The sequence below is a fragment of the Enterobacter sp. WPR_3_1 genome (assembly GCF_003635055.1).
Taxonomy (GTDB): domain Bacteria; phylum Pseudomonadota; class Gammaproteobacteria; order Enterobacterales; family Enterobacteriaceae; genus Enterobacter; species Enterobacter ludwigii.
This window is the reverse complement of the sequence record NZ_RBXU01000008.1, coordinates 699,742-722,512: the sequence shown is the minus strand read 5'-3', so window position 1 is coordinate 722,512 and position 22,771 is coordinate 699,742. Positions and strand designations below refer to the sequence as shown.

General features: G+C 53.1%; 23 protein-coding genes and 1 riboswitch. Of the genes, 9 read left to right on the top strand and 14 right to left on the bottom strand.

Going from position 1 to position 22,771, the window contains the following annotated elements:
• Positions 1-3: 3 nt before the first annotated feature.
• Together yoaE and BJ887_RS23270 are read right to left on the bottom strand one after the other, a co-directional pair.
• A complete protein-coding gene (gene yoaE / locus BJ887_RS05210; RefSeq protein WP_014170597.1) occupies positions 4-1,563 on the bottom strand; it encodes a CNNM family cation transport protein YoaE in 1,560 nt (519 codons plus the stop codon).
• On the bottom strand, positions 1,551-1,709 hold the full coding sequence (locus tag BJ887_RS23270; RefSeq protein WP_370874538.1) for a protein YoaL: 159 nt from the start codon (positions 1,707-1,709) through the stop codon (positions 1,551-1,553). The genes yoaE and BJ887_RS23270 overlap by 13 nt, the downstream gene beginning before the upstream one ends.
• A gap of 316 nt (positions 1,710-2,025) precedes the next feature.
• Here BJ887_RS23270 and manX point away from each other — a divergent pair, with 316 nt between their 5' ends.
• From manX to mntP, 5 genes are all read left to right on the top strand, one after another.
• On the top strand, positions 2,026-2,988 hold the full coding sequence (manX, locus tag BJ887_RS05200; protein ID WP_014170598.1) for a PTS mannose transporter subunit IIAB: 963 nt from the start codon (positions 2,026-2,028) through the stop codon (positions 2,986-2,988).
• A gap of 47 nt (positions 2,989-3,035) precedes the next feature.
• Positions 3,036-3,836, top strand: a complete 801-nt coding sequence (gene manY, locus BJ887_RS05195) for a PTS mannose transporter subunit IIC (RefSeq protein WP_014170599.1) — start codon at positions 3,036-3,038, stop codon at positions 3,834-3,836.
• A gap of 12 nt (positions 3,837-3,848) precedes the next feature.
• The gene (locus BJ887_RS05190) at positions 3,849-4,700 is read left to right on the top strand and encodes a PTS mannose transporter subunit IID (protein ID WP_006810994.1); all 852 of its coding nucleotides are present in this window, start codon (positions 3,849-3,851) and stop codon (positions 4,698-4,700) included.
• Between the two features lie 54 nt (positions 4,701-4,754).
• Entirely contained in the window at positions 4,755-5,213 is a 459-nt protein-coding gene (locus BJ887_RS05185) for a DUF986 family protein (RefSeq protein ID WP_121339465.1), read from the top strand.
• Positions 5,214-5,411: 198 nt separating this feature from the next.
• Positions 5,412-5,601, top strand: a riboswitch (yybP-ykoY riboswitch).
• A gap of 10 nt (positions 5,602-5,611) precedes the next feature.
• On the top strand, positions 5,612-6,178 hold the full coding sequence (gene mntP, locus BJ887_RS05175) for a manganese efflux pump MntP (RefSeq protein WP_014170601.1): 567 nt from the start codon (positions 5,612-5,614) through the stop codon (positions 6,176-6,178).
• Here the strand turns inward: mntP and rlmA are convergent.
• From rlmA to mgrB, 7 genes are all read right to left on the bottom strand, one after another.
• Positions 6,175-6,990, bottom strand: coding sequence for a 23S rRNA (guanine(745)-N(1))-methyltransferase (gene rlmA / locus BJ887_RS05170; protein WP_121339464.1), 816 nt, complete (start codon positions 6,988-6,990; stop codon positions 6,175-6,177). The genes mntP and rlmA overlap by 4 nt on opposite strands.
• Positions 6,991-7,057: 67 nt before the next feature.
• Positions 7,058-8,764, bottom strand: coding sequence for a peptidoglycan glycosyltransferase FtsI (gene ftsI / locus BJ887_RS05165; RefSeq protein ID WP_121339462.1), 1,707 nt, complete (start codon positions 8,762-8,764; stop codon positions 7,058-7,060).
• A 231-nt stretch (positions 8,765-8,995) separates the two neighbouring features.
• Positions 8,996-9,205, bottom strand: a complete 210-nt coding sequence (gene cspE, locus BJ887_RS05160; protein WP_001062678.1) for a transcription antiterminator/RNA stability regulator CspE — start codon at positions 9,203-9,205, stop codon at positions 8,996-8,998.
• 39 nt (positions 9,206-9,244) lie between these two features.
• On the bottom strand, positions 9,245-9,361 hold the full coding sequence (locus BJ887_RS05155) for a DUF2627 domain-containing protein (RefSeq protein WP_032611517.1): 117 nt from the start codon (positions 9,359-9,361) through the stop codon (positions 9,245-9,247).
• Between the two features lie 525 nt (positions 9,362-9,886).
• A complete protein-coding gene (locus BJ887_RS05150; protein ID WP_121339460.1) occupies positions 9,887-10,876 on the bottom strand; it encodes an MBL fold metallo-hydrolase in 990 nt (329 codons plus the stop codon).
• Between the two features lie 23 nt (positions 10,877-10,899).
• The gene (locus tag BJ887_RS05145) at positions 10,900-11,190 is read right to left on the bottom strand and encodes a YebO family protein (RefSeq protein WP_020883419.1); all 291 of its coding nucleotides are present in this window, start codon (positions 11,188-11,190) and stop codon (positions 10,900-10,902) included.
• A 74-nt stretch (positions 11,191-11,264) separates the two neighbouring features.
• Complete coding sequence (gene mgrB, locus BJ887_RS05140) at positions 11,265-11,408, bottom strand: PhoP/PhoQ regulator MgrB (RefSeq protein WP_014170606.1); 144 nt, start codon at positions 11,406-11,408, stop codon at positions 11,265-11,267.
• Positions 11,409-11,567: 159 nt separating this feature from the next.
• Here mgrB and BJ887_RS05135 point away from each other — a divergent pair, with 159 nt between their 5' ends.
• Entirely contained in the window at positions 11,568-11,807 is a 240-nt protein-coding gene (locus BJ887_RS05135; protein WP_020883418.1) for a YobH family protein, read from the top strand.
• A gap of 64 nt (positions 11,808-11,871) precedes the next feature.
• On the opposite strand, the gene kdgR is transcribed toward BJ887_RS05135, so the two are convergent.
• Positions 11,872-12,663, bottom strand: a complete 792-nt coding sequence (gene kdgR, locus BJ887_RS05130) for a DNA-binding transcriptional regulator KdgR (protein ID WP_014170608.1) — start codon at positions 12,661-12,663, stop codon at positions 11,872-11,874.
• A gap of 178 nt (positions 12,664-12,841) precedes the next feature.
• Between kdgR and BJ887_RS05125 the strand changes: the two genes are divergently transcribed.
• Positions 12,842-14,215: an MFS transporter gene (locus BJ887_RS05125; protein ID WP_121339459.1), complete on the top strand. Its 1,374-nt coding sequence runs from the start codon at positions 12,842-12,844 to the stop codon at positions 14,213-14,215.
• A 48-nt stretch (positions 14,216-14,263) separates the two neighbouring features.
• Here the strand turns inward: BJ887_RS05125 and htpX are convergent, their stop codons facing one another.
• From htpX to BJ887_RS05105, 4 genes are all read right to left on the bottom strand, one after another.
• Complete coding sequence (gene htpX, locus BJ887_RS05120) at positions 14,264-15,145, bottom strand: protease HtpX (protein ID WP_014170610.1); 882 nt, start codon at positions 15,143-15,145, stop codon at positions 14,264-14,266.
• Between the two features lie 193 nt (positions 15,146-15,338).
• Positions 15,339-17,387, bottom strand: coding sequence for a carboxy terminal-processing peptidase (gene prc / locus BJ887_RS05115; RefSeq protein ID WP_121339457.1), 2,049 nt, complete (start codon positions 17,385-17,387; stop codon positions 15,339-15,341).
• Positions 17,388-17,406: 19 nt separating this feature from the next.
• Positions 17,407-18,093 carry an RNA chaperone ProQ gene (gene proQ / locus BJ887_RS05110; RefSeq protein ID WP_014170612.1) on the bottom strand — a complete coding sequence of 229 codons (687 nt, stop codon included), beginning with the start codon at positions 18,091-18,093 and terminating at the stop codon, positions 17,407-17,409.
• Between the two features lie 96 nt (positions 18,094-18,189).
• Positions 18,190-18,687 carry a GAF domain-containing protein gene (locus BJ887_RS05105; RefSeq protein WP_121339455.1) on the bottom strand — a complete coding sequence of 166 codons (498 nt, stop codon included), beginning with the start codon at positions 18,685-18,687 and terminating at the stop codon, positions 18,190-18,192.
• Between the two features lie 132 nt (positions 18,688-18,819).
• Here BJ887_RS05105 and yebS point away from each other — a divergent pair, with 132 nt between their 5' ends.
• Both yebS and BJ887_RS05095 read left to right on the top strand, forming a co-directional pair.
• Complete coding sequence (gene yebS / locus BJ887_RS05100; RefSeq protein ID WP_020883415.1) at positions 18,820-20,103, top strand: membrane integrity lipid transport subunit YebS; 1,284 nt, start codon at positions 18,820-18,822, stop codon at positions 20,101-20,103.
• Positions 20,072-22,705, top strand: a complete 2,634-nt coding sequence (locus BJ887_RS05095; RefSeq protein ID WP_229216799.1) for a PqiB family protein — start codon at positions 20,072-20,074, stop codon at positions 22,703-22,705. Before yebS ends, BJ887_RS05095 begins: the two co-directional genes overlap by 32 nt.
• Positions 22,706-22,771 lie beyond the last annotated feature (66 nt).

The following is a 22,771-nucleotide window of genomic DNA, read 5'->3' as shown; positions in this document are numbered from 1 at the left end:
CAGTTACTCTTCTTCGTCGTGGGCCGACTGCTCTTTAACAATGCGCACCATATCGACGCGATAGTCATTCGCTTCGATTATCGTGATCTGCAGCGGAGGCAGTTCGATGATATCGCCGGTTCGCGGGATTTGTCCGTTGACGGCAATAACCAGCCCAGCCACGGTCGCAATGTCCTCTTCATCGTTGATGATGTTTTCCAGACCCAGCGTGTGCTGTAGCGCGTGCAGATCGGTGGTGCCTTTCACCAGCCAGCCGTCACCGTCGGAGACAATTTCCGGGGTTTCATCCGCATCCGGGAATTCACCGGCAATGGCTTCAAGCACGTCGAGCGGCGTCACCAGACCCTGCACCACACCAAATTCATTGGTGACGATAACAAAGCTACCGCGTGCGCGGCGCAGGACGCCAAGCAGGTTGATAGGATCCAGTGTTTCCGGCACCACAATCGCCGGTGATGCGGCGGCGACGGCTTCGACGTTAATCCCCTCTTCCAGCGCCACCAGCATCTCTTTCGCACGCACCACGCCGATGATTTCGTCCAGTTCACCCCGGCATACCGGGAACAGGCTATGCGGTGAAGAGAGCAACTGCTGGCGAATCTCATCAACGCTCAGGCGGGAATCGACCCAGCTGATTTCACCGCGCGGGGTCATGATGCCGCGCAGCGAGCGGGAGGCCAGGGAGAGCACGCCGTTAATCATATAGCGCTCTTCTTCCACAAATGCCCCTTCCGGGACGGGAACCGGGTTACGGCTTTCATTGTCATTCTGCACGTTGACCTGACGGCGACCGCCCATCAGACGCAGAATCGCATCAGCCGTACGCGCACGCAGCGGCTGGGTAGACTGCTGCTTGATAAAGTTATGTCGTGCAATCTGGTTAAACAGCTCGATGAGGATCGAGAAGCCAATGGCTGCGTACAGGTAGCCTTTTGGTATATGGAAGCCAAAACCTTCCGCCACCAGGCTCAGACCAATCATCAGCAGGAAGCTAAGGCAGAGCACCACGACCGTCGGATGCTGATTCACAAAGCGCGTCAGTGGCTTAGATGCCAGCAGCATCACCGCCATCGCGATAACCACCGCAGCCATCATCACCGGGAGATGGTTCACCATGCCGACAGCCGTGATCACCGCATCCAGCGAGAAGACCGCATCAAGCACCACGATCTGCAGTACCACGACCCAAAAGCTGGCATAGCCTTTACCGTGTCCATCATCGTGCTGGCGATTTTCCAGCCGCTCGTGAAGCTCTGTCGTCGCTTTGAAAAGCAGGAATATCCCCCCGAGCAGCATGATCAAATCACGCCCGGAGAAAGTGAAATCCATGACGGAAAAAAGCGGCTTCGTCAGCGTAACCATCCACGAGATCACGGACAGCAGTGCCAGACGCATGACCAGTGCCAGAGAGAGGCCGATCAGACGCGCTTTATCACGTTGTTTTGGCGGCAGTTTGTCCGCAAGGATGGCAATAAACACCAGGTTATCAATGCCGAGAACAATCTCAAGCACGACCAGCGTGAGCAATCCCACCCAGATTGACGGGTCCATTAAGAATTCCATGAAACGCTCCTGCTAACGGAATGACCAAACGGTGCCCCACTCAACGTGGGCAAAACAGAGGCAGACAGAGTCGATACGTGGCGAGGATCGCCGGTAAAACAGGCGCGGAATGGCCTGGAGGATGACTGACGTCGGTGACGGTCCATATAGTGGGCTGTAGCCCTATACTCCTGAACAATTAAACGGAGGCTAAACATATCAGAGACAATGCGTTTTTAGCAAAGATTTACGTTCCTTTGCAAAGATCTGTAACACAGCTGCTTTACCTTACAGATAATTCTGTAACCCATAGCTAAATTACGGATCTTCATCACATAAATTATTTTTTCACTATCTAAAATAATTCGCGGAAGTCTTAGTTTTTTAACTCTAACCCTTTTCTGAATCGATTCGGTTGGCCAGATACGATTCACAGTGCGACTGCCTGGCAGGCGTATTAATGATAATAAAAGGAGGTAGCAAGTGACCATTGCTATTGTCATAGGCACACATGGTTGGGCTGCAGAGCAGTTACTCAAAACGGCAGAGATGCTGTTGGGTGAGCAGGAAAACGTCGGCTGGATCGATTTCGTTCCCGGTGAAAACGCTGAAACGCTGATTGAGAAGTACACTGCTCAACTGCAGAAACTGGATACCAGCAAAGGCGTGCTGTTTCTCGTTGATACATGGGGAGGCAGTCCGTTCAATGCTGCCAGCCGCATTGTCGTCGATAAAGAGCATTATGAAGTTGTCGCCGGGGTGAATATCCCCATGTTGGTGGAAACCTTCATGGCACGCGACGACAATCCGAGTTTCGATGAACTGGTCGCTCTGGCAGTTGAAACCGGTCGCGAAGGCGTGAAAGCGCTGAAAGCACAACCGGTTGAGAAGCCTGCTCCAGTGGCCGCGGCGCCAAAAGCCGCAGCCCCGGCGAAGCCCATGGGCCCGAATGATTACATGGTGATCGGCCTTGCCCGTATCGATGACCGTTTAATCCACGGCCAGGTGGCAACGCGCTGGACCAAAGAGACCAACGTTCGACGCATTATTGTCGTCAGCGATGAAGTTGCTGCTGATACCGTACGTAAAACCCTTCTGACACAGGTTGCTCCTCCTGGCGTTACCGCGCACGTGGTGGATGTCGCCAAAATGATCCGCGTTTATAACAACCCGAAATATGCGGGTGAGCGCGTGATGCTGCTGTTCACAAACCCGACAGACGTTGAACGCCTGGTTGAAGGCGGCGTGAAAATTACCTCCGTAAACATTGGTGGTATGGCATTCCGTCAGGGCAAAACGCAGGTCAACAACGCCATTTCAGTCGATGCGAAAGATATCGAGGCATTCAACAAGCTGAATGCACGCGGTATCGAACTGGAAGCCCGTAAGGTTTCCACGGATCAGAAACTGAAAATGATGGATCTGATCGGTAAAGTTGGGAAATAAGCCCGCGCCGGTTTTTCACATAAAGCTTATGTAATAGGAGAAGTACAATGGAGATTACCACTCTTCAGATTGTGCTGGTGTTCATCGTCGCGTGTATTGCGGGTATGGAATCCGTACTTGATGAATTTCAGTTCCACCGCCCTCTGGTGGCCTGTACGTTGATTGGTGCCGTTCTGGGTGATATGAAAACCGGGATCATCATCGGTGGTACCCTGGAAATGATTGCCCTGGGCTGGATGAACATCGGTGCGGCAGTTGCGCCTGATGCCGCGCTGGCGTCCATCATTTCTACGGTTCTGGTTATTGCCGGTCACCAGAGTATCGGTGCAGGTATTGCCCTGGCCATCCCGCTGGCAGCAGCAGGTCAGGTACTGACCATCATCGTGCGTACTATCACCGTGGCCTTCCAGCACGCGGCGGATAAGGCGGCCGAAAATGGCAACCTGACGGCGCTCTCCTGGATCCACGTCTCGTCCCTGTTCCTGCAGGCGATGCGTATCGCGATCCCGGCCGTTATCGTTGCGATCTCCGTCGGTACCAGTGAAGTACAGAGCATGCTGAACGCCATTCCAGAAGTGGTCACCGGCGGTCTGAACATCGCAGGCGGTATGATTGTGGTGGTTGGTTATGCGATGGTTATCAATATGATGCGCGCAGGCTACCTGATGCCGTTCTTCTACCTCGGCTTCGTTACTGCTGCGTTCACCAACTTCAACCTGGTTGCGCTGGGTGTGATTGGTGCAGTGATGGCGATTCTCTACATCCAGCTCAGCCCGAAATATAACCGCGTTGCGGGTGCCCCAGCGCAGGCTGCTGGTAATAACGATCTCGATAACGAACTGGACTAGCAGGTGAGCGAAATGGTTGATATGACAAAAACTACCACCGAGAAAAAACTCACTCCGGGTGATATTCGTGGCGTGTTCATCCGTTCTAACCTGTTTCAGGGTTCATGGAACTTCGAACGTATGCAGGCGCTGGGCTTCTGTTTCTCCATGGTACCGGCTATCAAACGCCTGTATCCGGAAAACAACGAAGCGCGCCGTCAGGCGATTAAGCGTCACCTGGAATTCTTTAACACCCATCCTTATGTGGCGGCTCCGGTTCTGGGCGTGACGTTGGCGATGGAAGAGCAGCGTGCAAACGGCGCAGAGATTGACGATGGTGCCATCAACGGTATCAAAGTCGGTCTGATGGGTCCGCTGGCAGGCGTCGGTGACCCAATCTTCTGGGGTACCGTGCGTCCGGTCTTCGCGGCGCTGGGTGCCGGTATCGCCATGAGCGGAAGCCTGCTTGGGCCACTGCTGTTCTTCATCCTGTTCAACGCGGTGCGCCTGCTGACCCGTTACTACGGTGTGGCTTACGGTTACCGTAAAGGGGTGGACATCGTTAAGGATATGGGCGGCGGCTTCCTGCAGAAACTGACTGAGGGGGCGTCAATCCTCGGCCTGTTTGTCATGGGGGCGCTGGTTAACAAGTGGACGCACGTGAACATCCCGCTGGTGGTGTCCACCATCACCGGTCAGGATGGTCAGACCCGTGTTACCACCGTGCAGACGATTCTGGACCAGCTGATGCCGGGTCTGGTACCGCTGCTGCTGACCTTCGCCTGTATGTGGCTGCTGCGTAAGAAAGTTAACCCGCTGTGGATCATTGTTGGCTTCTTCGTCATCGGTATCGCGGGCTACGCTGTCGGTCTGCTGGGCCTGTAAGACATCACGTAATACGCCGGGGGCTTGCCCCCGGTTTATTTATCTGGAGGATGAATGACTGTCACGGACATCGTACTGGTTTTTTTTATTGTGGCCCTTCTGGCATATGCGATCTATGACGAGTTCATCATGCCCCGCCGCCACGGCGAAACGCTGCTCTCCCTGCCCCTTCTGCGACGCGGCCGCGTGGATGCGTTTATCTTCGCCGGTCTCATCGTCATTCTTATATACAACAACGTGACCGGTCATGGTGCAATATTAACCACATGGTTATTATGTGCGCTGGCATTAATGGCGATTTATCTGTTCTGGATCCGTGTGCCGAAAATCATTTTTAAAAGCCGCGGGTTTTTCTTTGCCAATGTATGGATAGAATATAACCGTATTAAAGAGATGAATTTATCGGAAGACGGTGTATTGGTGATGCAATTAGAGCAACGCCGGCTGCTTATTCGGGTCAAGAATATTGATGACCTGGAAAGAATATACAAACTAATGCTTAAAACTCAGTAAGTTAACTACATAGCTTTGGCTATATTCTGCGTTTATTTTGCGCACCTGATATAGCCAAAGCTATATTCCATTCTGTCATTTCTCTTATATTTATTAACGTTATTTTCACGCATAAATCTAAATGAAAATCGTTATCAACGCCTTGACGAAATAATGCCGTTTCATTGTTGTTTTATATTCTCAAAATATGTTAAGGTTGCGCCCGTCGTTGGGGAGTAGCTGATTTCCTGTTCGCAGGAAATGTACGTGTCAACATACTCGTTGAAAAACGTGGCACGTACGGACCGTTTGCCGCACAGATTTGTGCAAGGCGGTCAGGCGAGACCATAGATACATCAACTGCTGTTTACTGGGGGCAGTGATGTGTCATATGGATATCTCCCGGTCTGGACGCTTTAATGAATATCTCCGCAACCCTTCTTCTTGCTTTCGGTATGTCCATGGACGCTTTTGCCGCTTCCATCGGTAAAGGTGCCTCGCTGCACAAACCCAAATTCTCTGAAGCGCTACGCACAGGCCTTATCTTTGGTGCTATCGAAACGCTGACACCGCTCATCGGCTGGGGTCTTGGTATGCTGGCAAGCCAGTTCATACTGGAGTGGAACCACTGGATCGCTTTCGTGCTGCTCGTATTTCTGGGGGGCCGAATGGTGATTGAAGGTTTTCGCGGTAATGGCGATGAGGAAGACGAGCCGCAGCACCGCCACGGTTTCTGGCTGCTGGTGACCACCGCCATCGCCACCAGTCTCGACGCCATGGCCGTCGGTGTGGGCCTGGCATTCCTGCAGGTCAATATTATTGCGACCGCGCTGGCCATTGGTTGTGCCACGCTGATTATGTCGACGCTGGGAATGATGGTTGGCCGGTTTATTGGCCCTCTGCTGGGCAAACGCGCCGAGATCCTGGGCGGTATCGTGCTGATTGGCATTGGTGCCCAGATCCTCTGGGCACACTTCGCCGGTTAATCTTCGCGCTGCCAGCAGTGGATACTGAAATCCGTCTGGCAGCGAAACGTTGTTTGCTCCGCTAAGGTTTCCCACACGTCCGGTTTTGCCCGCCATGCAAATGGCGTCATCTGCAACAACGCTACAGCTTCTTCCCCTGCCAGGTTCATCTCGTAGGCCAGCGTCTGCTCCTGCTTCAGCGTAAAGCCCGCCAGTTGCTCAGAATGTGGCGCATGCAGCCTAACATCATCATAGATAAGCCCTTTAAGCTCCATCAGATGTCGGGGACCTGGCGTGACGGTAATGACCCATCCGCCCGGTTTGATAACGCGTGCCAGCTCCTGCGCCTTACAGGGCGCATAGATGCGGATAACCGCATTCATGCTGGCATCGTCAAACGGCAGTCGGTGGCTCGATGCCACGCAGAACGTCACGCCGGAGTAGCGTTTTGCCGCCGCGCGGATAGCCACTTTGGAAACATCCAGACCAAATGTCTGCGCGCCCTTCTCTTGTGCAACCTCAGCAAACCGCGCGGTGTAATACCCTTCCCCGCAGCCAATATCCAGCACGCCTGCTGCACTGTCAGTCAGATTATCTTCCAGCAATTGCGCGACGGCCTCTCTGAGTGGCTGATAATGCCCGGCGTCGAGAAATGCCCGGCGTGCCTGCATCATCTCAGCACTGTCACCCGGATCGCGCGAGCGCTTATGCTGCACCGGCAGAAGATTCACGTAGCCTTCTTTCGCCATATCAAACTGATGTCCCTGCGGACAGGCATAACTTTTTTCTGATCGCGTCAGACGCGCGTGGCAAAGGGGACAACTGAAGGACATGGCAGCTCCGGGGCGTAAATCAAAGGGCGAAGTGTACCGCTATTCGCCCCGGTATAAAACGCCTGGGTTAACGTATGACGATAAGGTGCGAGGAATCAGGCGCCAGACCATCGGGTTTGACGTTCTCAAGACGCAATACGTTACCCATAATCTCGCTGAATACCGGTGCGGAGACGGCGCCGCCATAGTACGCCCCGTTTTGAGGATCGTTAATCACGACCACCAGCGCAAAACGCGGATCGCTGGCAGGCGCGACACCCGCGGTATAGGCGACATATTTATCGACATATTTGCCGCTATCATCGATTTTCTTCGCCGTACCGGTTTTCACCGCCACACGGTAATCACGCACCGCAGCCTTAACGCCGCCCCCGCCCGGCAGCGCAACGCTCTCCATCATATGCTCTACCTGATGAGCAATCTCTTCCGGCATGACTCTGTGCCCGATAACGGGTGGATCGATACGGGTAATTGAGAGGGGCCGTTCCAGCCCGAAGCCGCCGATGGTGGCATAGACGTGCGCCAGCTGGAGAGGGGTAACCATCAGGCCATAGCCAAAGGCGAAGGTCGCCCTGTCGAGCTGGCTCCAGTATTTACGCTGGGGTAACAGACCGGCGCTCTCGCCGGTTAAGCCAAGCCCGGTGTTTGTACCAAAACCAAAGTTCCGGTAGGTATCAATCAGGTGCTGAACAGGCATCGCCAGCGAGAGGCGAGATACGCCAGTGTCGCTCGATTTTTGCAGGATCCCGGTCATCGAGAGTTCAGGGTAGTAACCCACATCCCGAATGCGGTGTCCGTCAAGCATATACGGATGGGTGTCAATGACGCTGTCAGGCTGCACCAGCCCCTGTTGCAATGCCGTCATCAGCACAAGCGGCTTCACGGTTGAACCTGGCTCGAACGTATCGCTGATGGCACGGTTACGAAAATCGTCTATTGTCGCGCCCTGGCGGTTATTGGGGTTGAAATCGGGATAGCTCGCCATCGCGAGGATTTCACCGGTGGGGATATTAATGAGCACTGATGCCCCCGACTCCGCCTTGTTCCAGGCCACTGCGTTATCTAGCGCATCTTCGGTGATGGTTTGCAGGCGCTCATCAATACTGAGCTGAATATTGTGCGCAGGCACCGGTGCGACTTCCGTCAGATTCTCCACCACGCGACCGTAACGGTCTTCCCTGACCTGGCGGACGCCCGGCTTGCCTGTTAGCTGGGTGTTGAAACTTTTCTCTACCCCCTCAATACCCTGACCGTCAATATTGGTGAAACCAATCAGGTTTGCCGCCACATGCCCGGCAGGATAAAAACGGCGTGATTCATCGCGTAAATTGATACCCGGCAAATTCAGCTTATCGATCCATTTTGCCTGAGCAGGATCCACCTGCCGGGCAAGGTAGATGAACCTCCCCTGTGGATTCGCATTAATCCGTGATGACAGGGTGTTCAGGGAGAGATGTAACGCATTCGCCAGCGCCTGCCAGCGATCGTCAAAGCCCACGCCCCCTTTTGCCAGCACCGTTTTTGGGTCGGCCCACACGGCCCTGACTGGGACACTGACCGCCAGCGGCCGGCCCTCACGATCCATGATCATTCCGCGGGGAGCATCAATCGGCAGTTCGCGCAGCGATCGCATATCCTCCTGCTTGACCAGGTTGTCAGGTTTAATAATTTGCAGCCAGGCAACGCGGCCCAGTAAAAACGCCAGACTGCAAAAAATGGCTAAACAGAGCAGCGCAAAACGCGCCGGCGTGAAATTGCCGGCGGTCGTTATCATTTTCTTCTTCACCTGAACCCCAGGACTGTTAAACAACGCCCTGATTTAACGGGAAAAGACGGCCAGAGGGAGGGAAAACAGTGCTACTAACCTCGTAGCTTTGCAACAAGTTACTAACAAGAGCGGGGATGGTAATATTTTGAAAGATAAGGCACATAAAAAAGCCCCGCTATATGCGAGGCTTTATGTCTGAGAGTGAAGTACAACGTGCTTCAGTCAGCAGTGGTTCGATCAGATAGCAGTTACGTTAACTGCAGCTGGGCCTTTCTGGCCGTCCTGAATTTCGAACTCAACGTTCTGGCCTTCAGCCAGAGTTTTGAAGCCGTTACCCTGGATTGCAGAGAAGTGTACGAACACGTCTTTGCTGCCGTCAGCAGGAGTAATGAAACCAAAACCTTTAGACTCGTTGAACCACTTAACTTGACCTTTAATCTTTGCCATTTGCAAAATTCCTTAGAGTGTTTTCTTAGCCCGCAGGCATTACTGAGATAAAACTGAGACATTACTGCATGAGGCACTAATATAAGGTTCGGCAGAGAAGCGGTATTCAACGACAACGTGTTTACTCAGGACTTCTTTACTGAAAATGCCACACATAAACAGAACTGTACCTCGTTTGACCCAAAACGTGTTATCACACACTATGTTTAATATGGCAAGCCATTTTTAAACATGTCTCGATCCGCCGCACAAATTCGAACTGTGCCGGTATGCTTTTGCACAATTATGCGCATGACATATGGACAGCCCTGCTCACTTACACAGACTCGCCGTTGCTTTCACAACCGCTGTTATCTAAGACTTTTTTAACATAGCTCAATCATTCCAGTGCGTCCAGCAACCCGCTAAGAAAAACCCCTACATTGATTGAGTTAGAACAATTTGTGAAAACTTATGCTTAAATCATTGTAACGCCCCTGTATTGTTACAGTGGAAATACAATGTTAATCCTTCACGCTAAACTGTATTAAAAAGCACCAGCTAATAAAGAATGTTATGCACCAAAATAATGAAATTTTTATGACTCTGCATCAAAACAAGGCAAGCAAAACGTTTCGATAAAAATAAAACATTCTTTAGACCTTAGACATACAGAATATATGCAACAATCCAGCGCTTCGTTTATAAGGATAAATATTCACCAATTTTCAGTATCCTGAAGGAATTATTAACCGGTGCTAAATTATCGAGGACTGCAGTTAACTCTCGCACGGGGTCATCAAGCGATTCATCAGCCAGTTCAAACACGCCCCAGTGAATGGGAAACGCCAGTGGGCATCCCAACTGTTGCCACAACGCAACGGCAGATTGCGGATCCATATGATGTATGGCCATGAACCACCGTGGTGCATAAGCGCCAACGGGCAACGCCGCGGCGTCAATTTTACCCAGTCTTTCCGGTATCCGCAGCAGTTCAGGTGAATAGCCCGTGTCGCCGCTGAACCAGAAACGATGATGCCGCCCTTCAAACACCCAGCCACACCACAGGGAACGATTGCGGTTCCAGAGCGTGCGCATACTCCAGTGCTGCGCTGGTACGGCGGACAGCGTTATCCCCTGCCAGGTGAAACTCTGCCACCAGTCGAGCTCAACAATGCGTCTTGCCCCCCGGCGGCGAAACCAGACTGCCAGACCTAGGGGAACAAACAGAGTGACGTCGGGGAAGCGTTTAAGGATCCGGCGAATGGTCGCGTCATCCAGATGATCGTAATGATTATGGGAGATAACCACTGCATCGAGCTGTTGGAGCTGTTCGACAGACAGAGCGGGAGGCGTTTTACGTTGTGGTCCGAGGAAAGGTAAGGGAGAGGCGCGGCGAGAAAAAACGGGGTCGGTCAGCAGGGTGTTGCCATCAATGTGCAACAACAGGCTTGCGTGTCCGAGCCACCATACCCCATTTTCCTGCGGCTGCTTAAGCGTTGCCGGCTGCCACCACTGGCGGATAAAGTCCTCATATCCGTTTGCCGGGGGGCGGGGTAAGCCAGCTTCTTTGCGCGCTTTTCGCCAGCGATCAACGTCACCGGGCTGATGCCCGACGGGGTCAGTATTACGAAAACCGTTCGGTGTGTGATGTTTCAGGGAGGGGTCATACCAGGGATTTTTCCAGACCACAGCCACCTCCCGGATAAGACAAATTAACGCTCAGCCACCAGGCGGATAAAGTCATCCTGCTCAGTGTTGTCTTCAGCAACCGCGTCTTTCGCCGACGCTTTCTCTTCTGGTTCGTTAGCCTCGCACAGACGACGTAACAGCGCATTCTGACGTTTTTGTTGGTCAAGCAGCGCTTCCAGCAGTTCGATCTGCTCGTTTGTACGGGAACTGGCACGGTTTACGAAAAACCAAATGACAAGCCCCACCAGCAGAACAACCAACGAGATCATCAGGGATGCCATATTTAGCAGCCCTGAATTCAGTAACTCACCCATTTCACCACCTCAATAAAAACGTCTATCTTACCACTGGTGCGAAGGAAGGAAATCACCTTGAGAAAAAATGCGTGTTACCACGGAATAAACTTATTGATTGCGCAAACGCCGCTAAAAAACTGTACATCCTGATCGCACATCACATTGATAGTCTGCGTCCACAACACCACACAGGCTACCAGCACAATAATCAGAATCACCCAGCGTATTTTTTTCACTCCACACTCCGTCTAAAGGCCCGATATAACCAGGTTATCACGGCTATCTTAAACAAGGACTAACTGTACCGCCATCTGGTCGTTTTCAGAATCATGCACTTGTTTCATAGAGTAAACCGTTTAGGCTTACTGCATGACAACAAAGATAAAGAGGCAATGATGCATTTAATCATTCGTACAATTATTGCACTGGCCGTAGTATGGGTTGGCCTTCTGTTAACCGGCTATGGCGTGCTTGTGGGAAGCACCGAAAACGCCGCTGGATTAGGGATTCAATGCAAATACATGACCGCGCAGGGCATGAGCACGGCACAATATATTCATTCAGACAGCGGGATCATTGGTTTAACCAACTGCCCGGTTCTGCGTAAAACATCCGTCGTCATTGATAACGGCTAATCACCCCGATTGATACTGATAAAAAACGCCGCACTGTGTGCGGCGTTTTTTGTGCCCGTAAGGATCAGAACGGGTAGTCGTTATAGCCCATTTGTTCAGAAATCTTGCGTGCGGCTGTATGGAGAATCGCCACATACTCATGCAGACGTTCTTCAGAAAAGCGCAGGGTCGGGAAAGAGATACTCAGCCCGGCAATGACAACGCCAAAGCGGTCAAATACCGGCACACCGATACAGCGCAGCCCTTCCTCCTGCTCTTCGTTATCTTCGCCATACCCCTGCTCACGTACTTTGTCGAGCACGGCCAATAACTCGTCAGTGCTGGTAATGGTGCGTTCAGTACTGCGCTTATATTCCACGCCTTCGAGGATCTGCTTCACTTCTTCGCGATCGCGCCACGCCAGCAGCACTTTGCCAATCGCGGTACTGTAAAGCGGATTACGACGACCGATGCGTGAATACATGCGCAGGTTGTACATGGAGTCGATTTTATGGATGTAGACAATGCTGTCTTCATCCAGTGCCCCCAGGTGGATAGTCTCTTTGGTCAGGCGAGAGATCTCACGCATCTGGATATCTGCGCTGCGGATCAAATCCACGTTTTGCAGCGCACGGGCTCCGAGCTCGAACAGTTTCAGCGTCAGAGAATACTTTTCAGACTCGCCTTCCTGTGCGACGTAACCCAGTGACTTCATGGTTTGCAAAAAGCGATAAACGGTGCTTTTCGACATCATCACACGCTGCGACAACTCTGTAATACCAATTTCACGCTCTTCTCCGAGCGCCTGTAAGATGCCAAACACCTTCAGCACGGAAGAAACAGAATCTGGCTGTTTATCCAAATCTGCAATTGCCATTTACCACCTCATAGAGAGTGTTTTATAAAAATCAGAACCGGTTTTTATTATAAATTCCCGTCATGTTACCTGCAATCGATCCTCGTTTACTTCGTTACAAATCTGCGACATAAAACTGAAATAACGATGCTAAAATAGTTACCCTGAGAATAATTTCACACTGAGCTTTTCATCCCTAATGGAAAAAAACCTGTCCGATGGCCTGCCTTTGCCCCAGCGGTATGGCGCTATCGCCACAATTGTTATCGGTATTTCAATGGCCGTCCTTGACGGTGCAATCGCTAACGTTGCCCTGCCAACCATTGCCAGCGACCTGCATGCCTCCCCTGCCAGTTCTATATGGATAGTCAATGCCTACCAGATAGCGATCGTGGTTTCACTGCTCTCGTTCTCTTTCCTGGGCGATATGTTCGGTTACCGACGGGTGTATCAATGCGGCCTGCTGGTGTTCACCTTTACTTCCCTTTTCTGTGCCCTTTCTGATTCGCTGCATACTCTGACGCTTGCGCGCATAGCGCAGGGTTTTGGGGGGGCGGCACTGATGAGCGTCAACACGGCGTTGATCCGCTTAATCTATCCGCAGCGTCATCTGGGACGCGGTATGGGGATAAACTCGTTTATTGTCGCCGTCTCGTCTGCGGCCGGGCCAACCCTTGCGGCGGCCATACTCTCTGTCGCGTCCTGGCAGTGGTTATTCGCCATTAACGTACCGCTGGGTATTGTGGCCCTCTTCTTTGCTCTGCGCTATCTTCCCGCGAACGGTCCCAAAAGCACGATGCCGCGCTTTGACCTCATCAGCGCAGTGATGAATGCCCTGACCTTTGGCCTGCTGATTACTGCCCTGAGCGGCTTTGCACAAGGTCAGTCCCTTTTACTTACCGCCGCGGAGCTCATTGCGTTGCTGGTGATTGGCTTCTTCTTTGTACGCCGCCAGCTCGCGCTCCCTGTCCCTTTATTGCCTGTCGACCTGCTGCGTATTCCTCTTTTTTCTCTCTCGATTTGTACTTCTGTTTGCTCATTCTGCGCTCAGATGCTGGCCCTGGTCTCTCTGCCCTTCTTCCTGCAAAGTGTGGTGGGACGTACTGAAGTCGAGACCGGACTGCTGTTAACGCCGTGGCCACTGGCGACGATGGTAATGGCGCCGCTGGCAGGGTATTTGATTGAGCGCGTCCACGCCGGATTGCTTGGCGCGCTGGGGCTTGCCGTCATGGCCACGGGGCTGTTCGCACTCGCACTACTCCCCTCATCACCCACCGATCTGGATATCATCTGGCGCATGATCCTGTGCGGTGCAGGGTTCGGTCTGTTCCAGACGCCTAACAACCACACCATCATCACCTCAGCGCCGCGCCATCGCAGCGGTGGTGCCAGCGGTATGTTAGGCACCGCACGTCTGCTGGGACAAAGCACCGGCGCGGCCCTGGTCGCGCTGATGTTTAATCTTGCCGGGCAAAATGGCAACCACGTTGCACTTTTCACCGCAGGCGCCCTTGCCACCCTCGCCGCCATCATCAGCGGGCTGCGCATTACCCAGCCCAGAGTACAGGCATAAAAAAAGCCGGGCGGATATCTCCAGCCCGGCTCATTGCTCTTCTTAGCGTTACTTCAGGTATTCACCACTGCGCAGCGCTTCAATACGTTTATCCAGCGGCGGGTGACTCATAAACAGTTCGCTCAGCGATTTTGATTTACCGTTAATGCAGAATGCCATAATGCTGGTCGCTTCCTGCGGTTCATAGCTGGTTTTCAGACGCTGTAGCGCGGCAATCATCTTCTCACGGCCAACCAGTTTCGCCGAGCCAGCATCCGCGTGGAACTCACGATGACGGGAGAACCACATGGTGATGATGCTGGCCAGAATACCGAATACCAGCTCCAGTACCGTCGCAACCGCGAAGTAGATCAGCGGGTTGCCGTTGCTCTCTTCCCCTTCATCGCGGTTCCCGCCCATAAAGCCTGCGGCGATCTGCGCCAGAATACGGGAGATGAAGATAACAAAGGTGTTCACTACGCCCTGGATCAGGGTCATGGTGACCATGTCGCCGTTAGCGATATGGCTGATTTCGTGAGCGATAACCGCTTCGGCTTCGTCACGGCTCATGTTCTGCAACAACCCGGTGCTGACGGCAACCAGCGACGCATCACGGCGGGCACCTGTAGCAAAGGCGTTAATATCTGGCGCGTGGTAAATGGCCACCTGCGGCATGGCGATACCCGCCTGCTGCGATTGCTGAGCCACGGTATTCATCAGCCACTGTTCCATATCGTTACGCGGTTGCTCAATGACTTCACCACCTACCGATTTCAGTGCCATCCATTTCGACATCAGAAGTGAAACGAATGAGCCACCAAAACCAAACAGCAGCGCCATAATCAACAGACCCTGAACGCTGCTCGACTGAATTCCTGTCAGGCTTAGCACGAGCCCGAAAACCACCATCACCGCAAGGTTGGTGAGCAGGAAGAGCGCGATTCGCATCATAATTTTCTTTTAACCTCAGTTTAACAAAGCGCACTATGCGATTACCCACATCGTATGGGTATTACGGCTATTTTCAAGCATCCATCGGGCGTAAGTCACCAGAAAGACACAACTTTACACAATTGGAAATTTGCCTGACGGGAGAATGCGGAACAAAAAGAAACAGGCACAATTTCTTGTGCCTGTTGGGGGATTATTTTGCCGGTGCGGGTTGCACGGCGGGCTTCGCCTTTTCCTGATTCGCCAGGTCAAGAGCGATATGCACCGTCTCGTCGAGGTAAGGATCCGGCTCCTGGTAATCTTTTGGCAGATCGTCCAGTTTCTTAAGCAGAGGCTTACCTTCACGCTTGAAGCGATCGTTGATACGCGCCAGACGCGTTGCATCATCTTCGTTGTTCTCTTTCTCACGCTGAGCGTAGTTGAGAGAAACAATATTCCGCTTATCTTTCAGGGCATTGAAACGGGCAATGTCCTTCATGATGTACTGGAATTCCGGATCTTTGGCGATGCGTTCGTTGTGCGCTTTCAGCAGTTCAGGACCAAACTGCGTCATATCACCCGCTTTCACGTAGGTCGCGGCGTTAATGCTATCCCACGGCAATGCGTTATCTTCAAACTTCTCGCCGGTTTCAGTCTCTTCCGTGCCTGTCGGCATCATGATATCCGGCGTCACGCCTTTACGCTGCGTACTGCCACCGTTTACACGATAGAATTTCTGAATGGTGTACTGAACCGAACCCAGTGCAGGCCATTCCGGACGCAGCATCTGATCGTAGATACGATTCAGAGAACGATACTGCTGTACGGTACCTTTACCAAATGTCGGCTCACCGACAATCAGCGCACGGCCATAGTCCTGCATAGCGGCGGCAAAGATTTCAGACGCGGAAGCACTGAAGCGATCGACTAAGACCACCAGCGGGCCTTTGTAATAGACCACACCATCGTTGTCGGCATCTTCACGTACTTTACCGTTGTTATCGCGCACCTGAACCACCGGACCAGACGGGATAAACAGCCCGGACAGTGAAACCGCTTCGGTCAGCGCCCCACCACCGTTGCTGCGCAAGTCGATGATGACGCTGCTCACGTTCTGCTTTTCAAGCTTCTGCAGCTGGACTTTTACATCATCAGTCAGCCCGACGTAGAAGCCCGGGATATCCAGAACACCCACCTTCTCTTTACCCACGGTCTTCACCGACATTTTCACCGCGCGGTCTTCCAGGCGGATACGCTCACGCGTCAGGGTAACGATACGGGTTTTGGTGCCTTTACCGGCTGGCAGAATTTCAAGGCGAACTTTGCTGCCTTTCGGGCCTTTGATCAGCGCAACCACATCATCCAGACGCCAGCCGATCACATCGACCATGTTCTGGCCGGTTTGACCCACACCAACAATGCGATCGCCTACGCTTATCGCTTTGCTTTTCGACGCCGGGCCTCCGGCGACCATTGAGTTGATCACGGTGTAATCATCGTCCATCTGCAGCACCGCACCGATACCTTCCAGAGACAGGCTCATTTCGGTATTAAACTGTTCGGTATTGCGAGGCGAGAGATAATTGGTATGCGGATCGATTTCGTGAGCGAAAGCAGTCATCGCCAGTGAGAAAACATCTTCACTGTTGGTCTGAGCCAGACGACGAATAGCGAATTTGTAACGACGCGTCAGCGTGTCACGGATCTCTTTTTCATCTTTACCGGTCAGCTTAAGGCTCAGCTCGTCGTATTTTACTTTTCCATCCCACAGCGCATTCAGCTCGGCTTCGTCTTTCGGCCAGGGCGCTTTGCTGCGGTCCAGATTAAAGGTGTCGTTGCCGGTGAAGTCCATCGGACGTTCCAGCACTTTCAGCGCATACTGATAGCGTTCAAAGCGGCGCTTTTGCGACAGGTTATAGAGATCGTAGAACAGATCCAGCTTGCCTGAACGCAACTCGTCACCCACCCCGGATTTACGCTTAGCGAACTGCTCGACATCGCTGGCGAGCAGTACGTTATGGCTGTAATCCAGCAAGTTCAGATAGCGGTCAAAGATTTTGGCCGAAAAGGCCTGATCGAGATCGAACTGACGATAGTGCGAACGAGTGAAGCGTGAGGTCACACGCTCGCTCACCGTCGCGTGCTGCGTCTCTTCCTTGAGGACCGGAATTTGATCAACACGCGTGATATCGTCCACTGCGAAAGCATGGCCTGTTATAGCAAACAGGCCCGCCAACGCGGTGAGCTTAAAAAAAGTGTTCATGCCAGGCTTGGCCTCCGTTTCAGAACAACAAGTGTTCTGCGCGTACAATCATTGACATACCAGAAGTCAGCTGTACACGAACGCCATCTTTGGTGATTTCCAGTACGGTGGCGTCCATTGCGTTGTTACCCGCTTTCACCTTCAGTGCCTGACCCACGCTCAGGGCGTTAATGTCAGAAACCGGCGTATGGCGCGGCTCTTCACGAGGGGCGCGCGGGGCTTTAGCTGCTGGTTTGTCAGCACGCGGTTTGCGATCGTTATTATCGTTACGACGCGGCGCTGGGCGTGGTTTACGCTCACGACGAGGCGCTTCTTCCTGGCCGTTTGCCGCTGCGGCTTCGCGTTTTTTCGCTTGCTGTTCTGCACGTTGTGCCTGAACGCGTGCTTTGGCTTCTTCCAGCTGTTTACGTGCGTGCTCAACGTGCTGCTCGTCCAGCTCACCACAAGGGTTGCCGTCAAGATCAACACGCGTCGCGCCCGCTTTGATACCGTACAGGTAACGCCAGCTCGAAGTATAAAGACGTAAGGCGGAACGAAGCTGAGTTTTGCTGAGGTTCATTTCCCCCTCAACGCGTGCCACCAGATCCTGAAAAATACCGACTTTCAGGGGACGAGCTTCACCTTCAGCACTGAAGCACTGCGGGAAACGCTCGGCCAGAAATGCGATAACTTCTTTACTGCTATTCAACTTAGGTTGATTTTCCATGAAATTTCCTGATTACAACGGACGTTGCCAACAAGCGCAGGCATGAACAGGCGTCATTATAATGACGCTATCAGTAAATGCTACGTTATCCGTTGATTATCCTGCTACGCTCGCAAAGAATTTTTGATAATCGGTTGCGGCGAGAACGTTTTCGAGGTTCGCCACCAGCTCGCGCAGCCCTTGTTCGTCCTCGGTTGTGAAGCGACTGAAGACCGTGCTGTCGATATCCAGAACGCCAATAATCTGATTTTTTACCACCAGAGGCAGAACGATTTCAGAATTACTGGCTGCGTCACAGGCAATGTGTCCGTCAAACGCATGGACGTCTTCGACGCGCTGTACCTGATTAGTCGCGACCGCTGTACCACAAACGCCGCGTCCTACGGGAATACGCACGCAGGCAATTTTCCCCTGGAACGGGCCAAGCACCAGCGTTTCACCTTCCAGAAGGTAAAAACCGGCCCAGTTAACGTCAGATAGCCGTTCAAACAGCAATGCGCTAGTATTTGCCAGAGTGGCTAAGAAGCTGGTCTCACCCGCCATCAATGCCTTAAAATCGCGGTTAAGATCCGCGTAGAATTCTGTTTTGTACATTATTCAATCACTTAGTTGTCTTACAAAATTACCGCATAGCCTATTAAAATAAGCATTAAATGCGCTCATGCTCAAGATGAATCCGTTCATGAGTTAATATAACGTTCAACAATACTTATTTGTGCGCAGCTGATGGCCTTAAAAACAACCAAAATTACGCCGACAAAAAAGATAACTGTCCATACGGTAAGCGAAGCTTTGCCTCGTGCACATTATCAGCGTTGCCCGCAGTGCGATACGCTTTTTATGTTGCCGAAGATGAAATCGCATGAAAGTGCTTTTTGCCCCCGCTGCGACGCTAAAATTCGCGACGGCCGCGACTGGTCGCTGACCCGCCTCGCCGCGATGGCCATCACCATGCTGCTTCTTATGCCGTTTGCCTGGGGCGAACCGCTGCTGAAGCTGTACCTGCTTGGTGTGCGTATTGATGCCAACGTACTGCAGGGGATCTGGCAGATGACGCGCCAGGGTGACCCGCTCACCGCCGCCATGGTGCTGTTCTGTACGGTCGGCGCGCCGCTGGTGCTGGTCGCCGCCATTGCCTATCTTTGGTTTGGTAACATTCTGGGGATGAATCTCCGCCCCGTGTTGCTGATGCTGGACAAACTGAAAGAGTGGGTCATGCTGGATATCTACCTGGTGGGCGTCGGCGTGGCGTCCATAAAAGTCCAGGACTATGCATTCTTGCAGCCTGGGGTCGGACTCTTTGCATTTATTTGCCTAGTCTTGCTCAGCATCCTCACACTCATTCATCTGAACGTCGAACAGCTCTGGGAGCGCTTTTACCCTCAGCGCCCGGCCACGCGACCGGATGAAAGTCTCCGGGTCTGTCTGGGGTGTCACTATACTGGCTTGCCCGACCCACGTGGCCGTTGCCCGCGGTGTCATATTCCCCTGAGACTGCGGCGCAACAACAGCCTGCAAAAATGCTGGGCCGCGCTGATTGCCTCGCTGGTCTTTTTGATCCCGGCCAATATGCTGCCGATTTCCATCATTTACGTGAATGGTGGGCGCCAGGAGGATACCATCCTCTCCGGGATCATCTCCCTCGCCCACAGCAACGTGGGGGTGGCAGCAATTGTGTTTATCGCCAGTATTCTGGTGCCGTTTACCAAAGTGGTGGTGATGTTTACCCTGCTCCTGAGTATTCACTTCAAATGTGAGCAAGGTTTACGTACCCGAATTCTGCTTTTGCGATTCGTCACCTGGATTGGCCGCTGGTCGATGTTGGATCTGTTCGTGATTTCGTTGATGATGTCGCTGATCAATCGCGACCAGTTATTAGCTTTTACAATGGGACCCGCAGCTTTTTATTTCGGCTCCGCGGTGATATTGACTATTCTTGCTGTGGAATGGCTGGATAGCCGCTTACTTTGGGATGCACATGAGTCAGGAAACGCCCGCTTCGCCGACTGAAGCGAGAATTAAAACAAAACGCCGCATTTCTCCATTCTGGTTGCTGCCTGTCATCGCCCTGATGATTGCAGGCTGGCTTATCTGGACGAGCTATGAAGATCGCGGAAGCACCATCACCATTGACTTCCAGTCTGCCGACGGCATTGTGGCCGGGCGAACCCCTGTCCGCTTCCAGGGGGTTGAGGTGGGTACCGTTCAGGACATCAGCCTGGGAAAAGGGCTGAATAAAATTCAGGTCCGCGCCAGCATTAAGTCCGATATGCAGGATGCGCTGCGCAGCGAAACGCAGTTCTGGCTGGTAACGCCTAAGGCCTCTCTGGCGGGTGTTTCAGGGCTGGATGCACTGGTTGGCGGTAACTACATCGGCATGATGCCGGGTAAAGGTGAACCGCAGGATCACTTTGTTGCGCTGGATACCCAACCCAAATACCGACTGAATAACGGCGATCTGATGATCCATCTGCAGGCACCGGATTTGGGTTCCCTCAACAGTGGCTCACTGGTTTATTACCGTAAAATTCCGGTAGGTCGCGTTTATGATTACGCCATCAACCCGAATAAACAGGGCGTGACGATTGATGTGTTAATCGATCGCCGCTTCACTAACCTGGTGAAAAAAGGCAGCCGTTTCTGGAACGTCTCCGGCGTGGATGCCGATCTCAGCCTGAGCGGTGCCAAAGTGAAGCTCGAGAGTCTGGCCGCACTGGTCAACGGTGCCGTTGCCTTCGACTCTCCGGAAAACTCCAGCCCGGCCACGGCAGATGACACCTTCGGATTGTATGCTGACCTGGCGCACAGCCAGCGCGGCGTGATCGTCAAACTCGCCCTGCCCGATGCTAAAGGGCTGAAAGCGGGTTCCACACCGCTTATGTATCAGGGATTGCAGGTTGGGCAGCTCACCAAAATGACGCTCAATCCAGGCGGTTCCGTGACCGGTGAGATGACCGTCGACCCGAGCGTGGTTGATCTCCTGCGTGAAAAAACGCGTATCGAGATGCGCAGCCCAAAACTGTCTCTGAACGATACCAGCCTGAGCAATCTTCTGACCGGTAATACGTTTGAACTGATCCCCGGTGAAGGTCAACCCAGCAACAGTTTCGTTGTTGCGCCGGCAGATAAAGCGCTGCTGCAAAAACCGGGCGTCGTAACGGTAAAACTGACCGCGCCTGAAAGTTACGGTATCGAAGCCGGCCAGCCGCTGATTCTGCATGGCGTCCAGGTGGGCCAGGTGCTGGAGCGTACGCTCTCTGAAAACGGCGTGAGCTTCTCGGTGGCTATCGATCCGCAATACAGCGACCTTGTCCATGGCGACAGTAAATTTGTGGTGAACAGCCGCGTCGACGTGAAGGTAGGCCTCGACGGCGTTGAGTTCCTCGGTGCCAGCGCCAGCGAATGGGTTAACGGCGGGATCCGCATTTTACCGGGCAATAAAGGCCCGGTGCGCGACAGTTATCCGCTGTATGCCAACCTGGACAAAGCGATTGAAAACAGCATGAGCGATCTCCCAACCACGACACTGACGCTAAGCGCCGAGACGCTTCCTGATGTCCAGGCTGGCTCCGTTGTGCTGTACCGTAAGTTTGAGGTCGGGGAAGTGATTGCCGTACGCCCTCATGAGGACGCGTTTGATATCGAACTGCATATCAAACCGGAGTATCGCAAGTTGCTGACCCCGAATAGCGTGTTCTGGGCCGAAGGTGGTGCGAAAGTGCAGCTTAACGGTAACGGGCTGACCGTGCAGGCCTCCCCGCTTTCACGTGCGCTGCGCGGAGCGATCAGCTTCGATAACCTCAGCGGCGCGGGTGCAAACCTGCGCAAAGGCGATAAGCGTATTCTCTTCCCGTCTGAAACCGCTGCCCGTGCCGTTGGCGGACAGATTACCCTGCATGCTTTTGATGCAGGGAAGCTGGCGGAAGGGATGCCCATCCGTTATCTGGGTATTGATATCGGGCAGATCCAGAAGCTGACGCTTATCACCGCGCGTAACGAGGTGCAGGCCACCGCCGTGCTCTACCCGGAATATGTTCAAACCTTCGCCCGCTCAGGCTCCCGCTTCTCGGTGGTGACGCCACAGATTTCGGCCGCTGGCGTTGAGCACCTCGACACTATCCTGCAGCCTTATATCAACGTCGAACCCGGTAAGGGGAATGCCCGCCGTGACTTTGAACTGCAGGAAGCCACGATCACTGACTCTCGCTATCTGGATGGCCTGAGCATTGTGGTGGAAGTGCCGGAAGCAGGCTCGCTGAACATCGGCACACCGGTGCTGTTCCGCGGGATTGAGGTGGGTACAGTGACGGGCCTGACGCTCGGTACGCTCTCTGACCGCGTGATGGTGGCATTACGCATCAGCGATCGTTACCAGCACCTGGTGCGTAATAACTCGGTGTTCTGGCTGGCCTCCGGCTATTCACTGGACTTCGGTCTGACGGGCGGGGTGGTGAAAACCGGCACCTTCAACCAGTTCATTCGTGGCGGTATTGCTTTCGCTACACCACCGGGGACGCCGCTGGCGCCGAAAGCGCAACCGGGCAAACACTTCCTGCTGCTCGAAAGCGAGCCGAAAGAGTGGCGTGAATGGGGCACTGCCCTGCCGCGTTAATCTCAGGGCTCCGGTGTCAACGCACCGGAGCCTTTATGTTACACTGCGCCCCTGAACTTTTCCCTG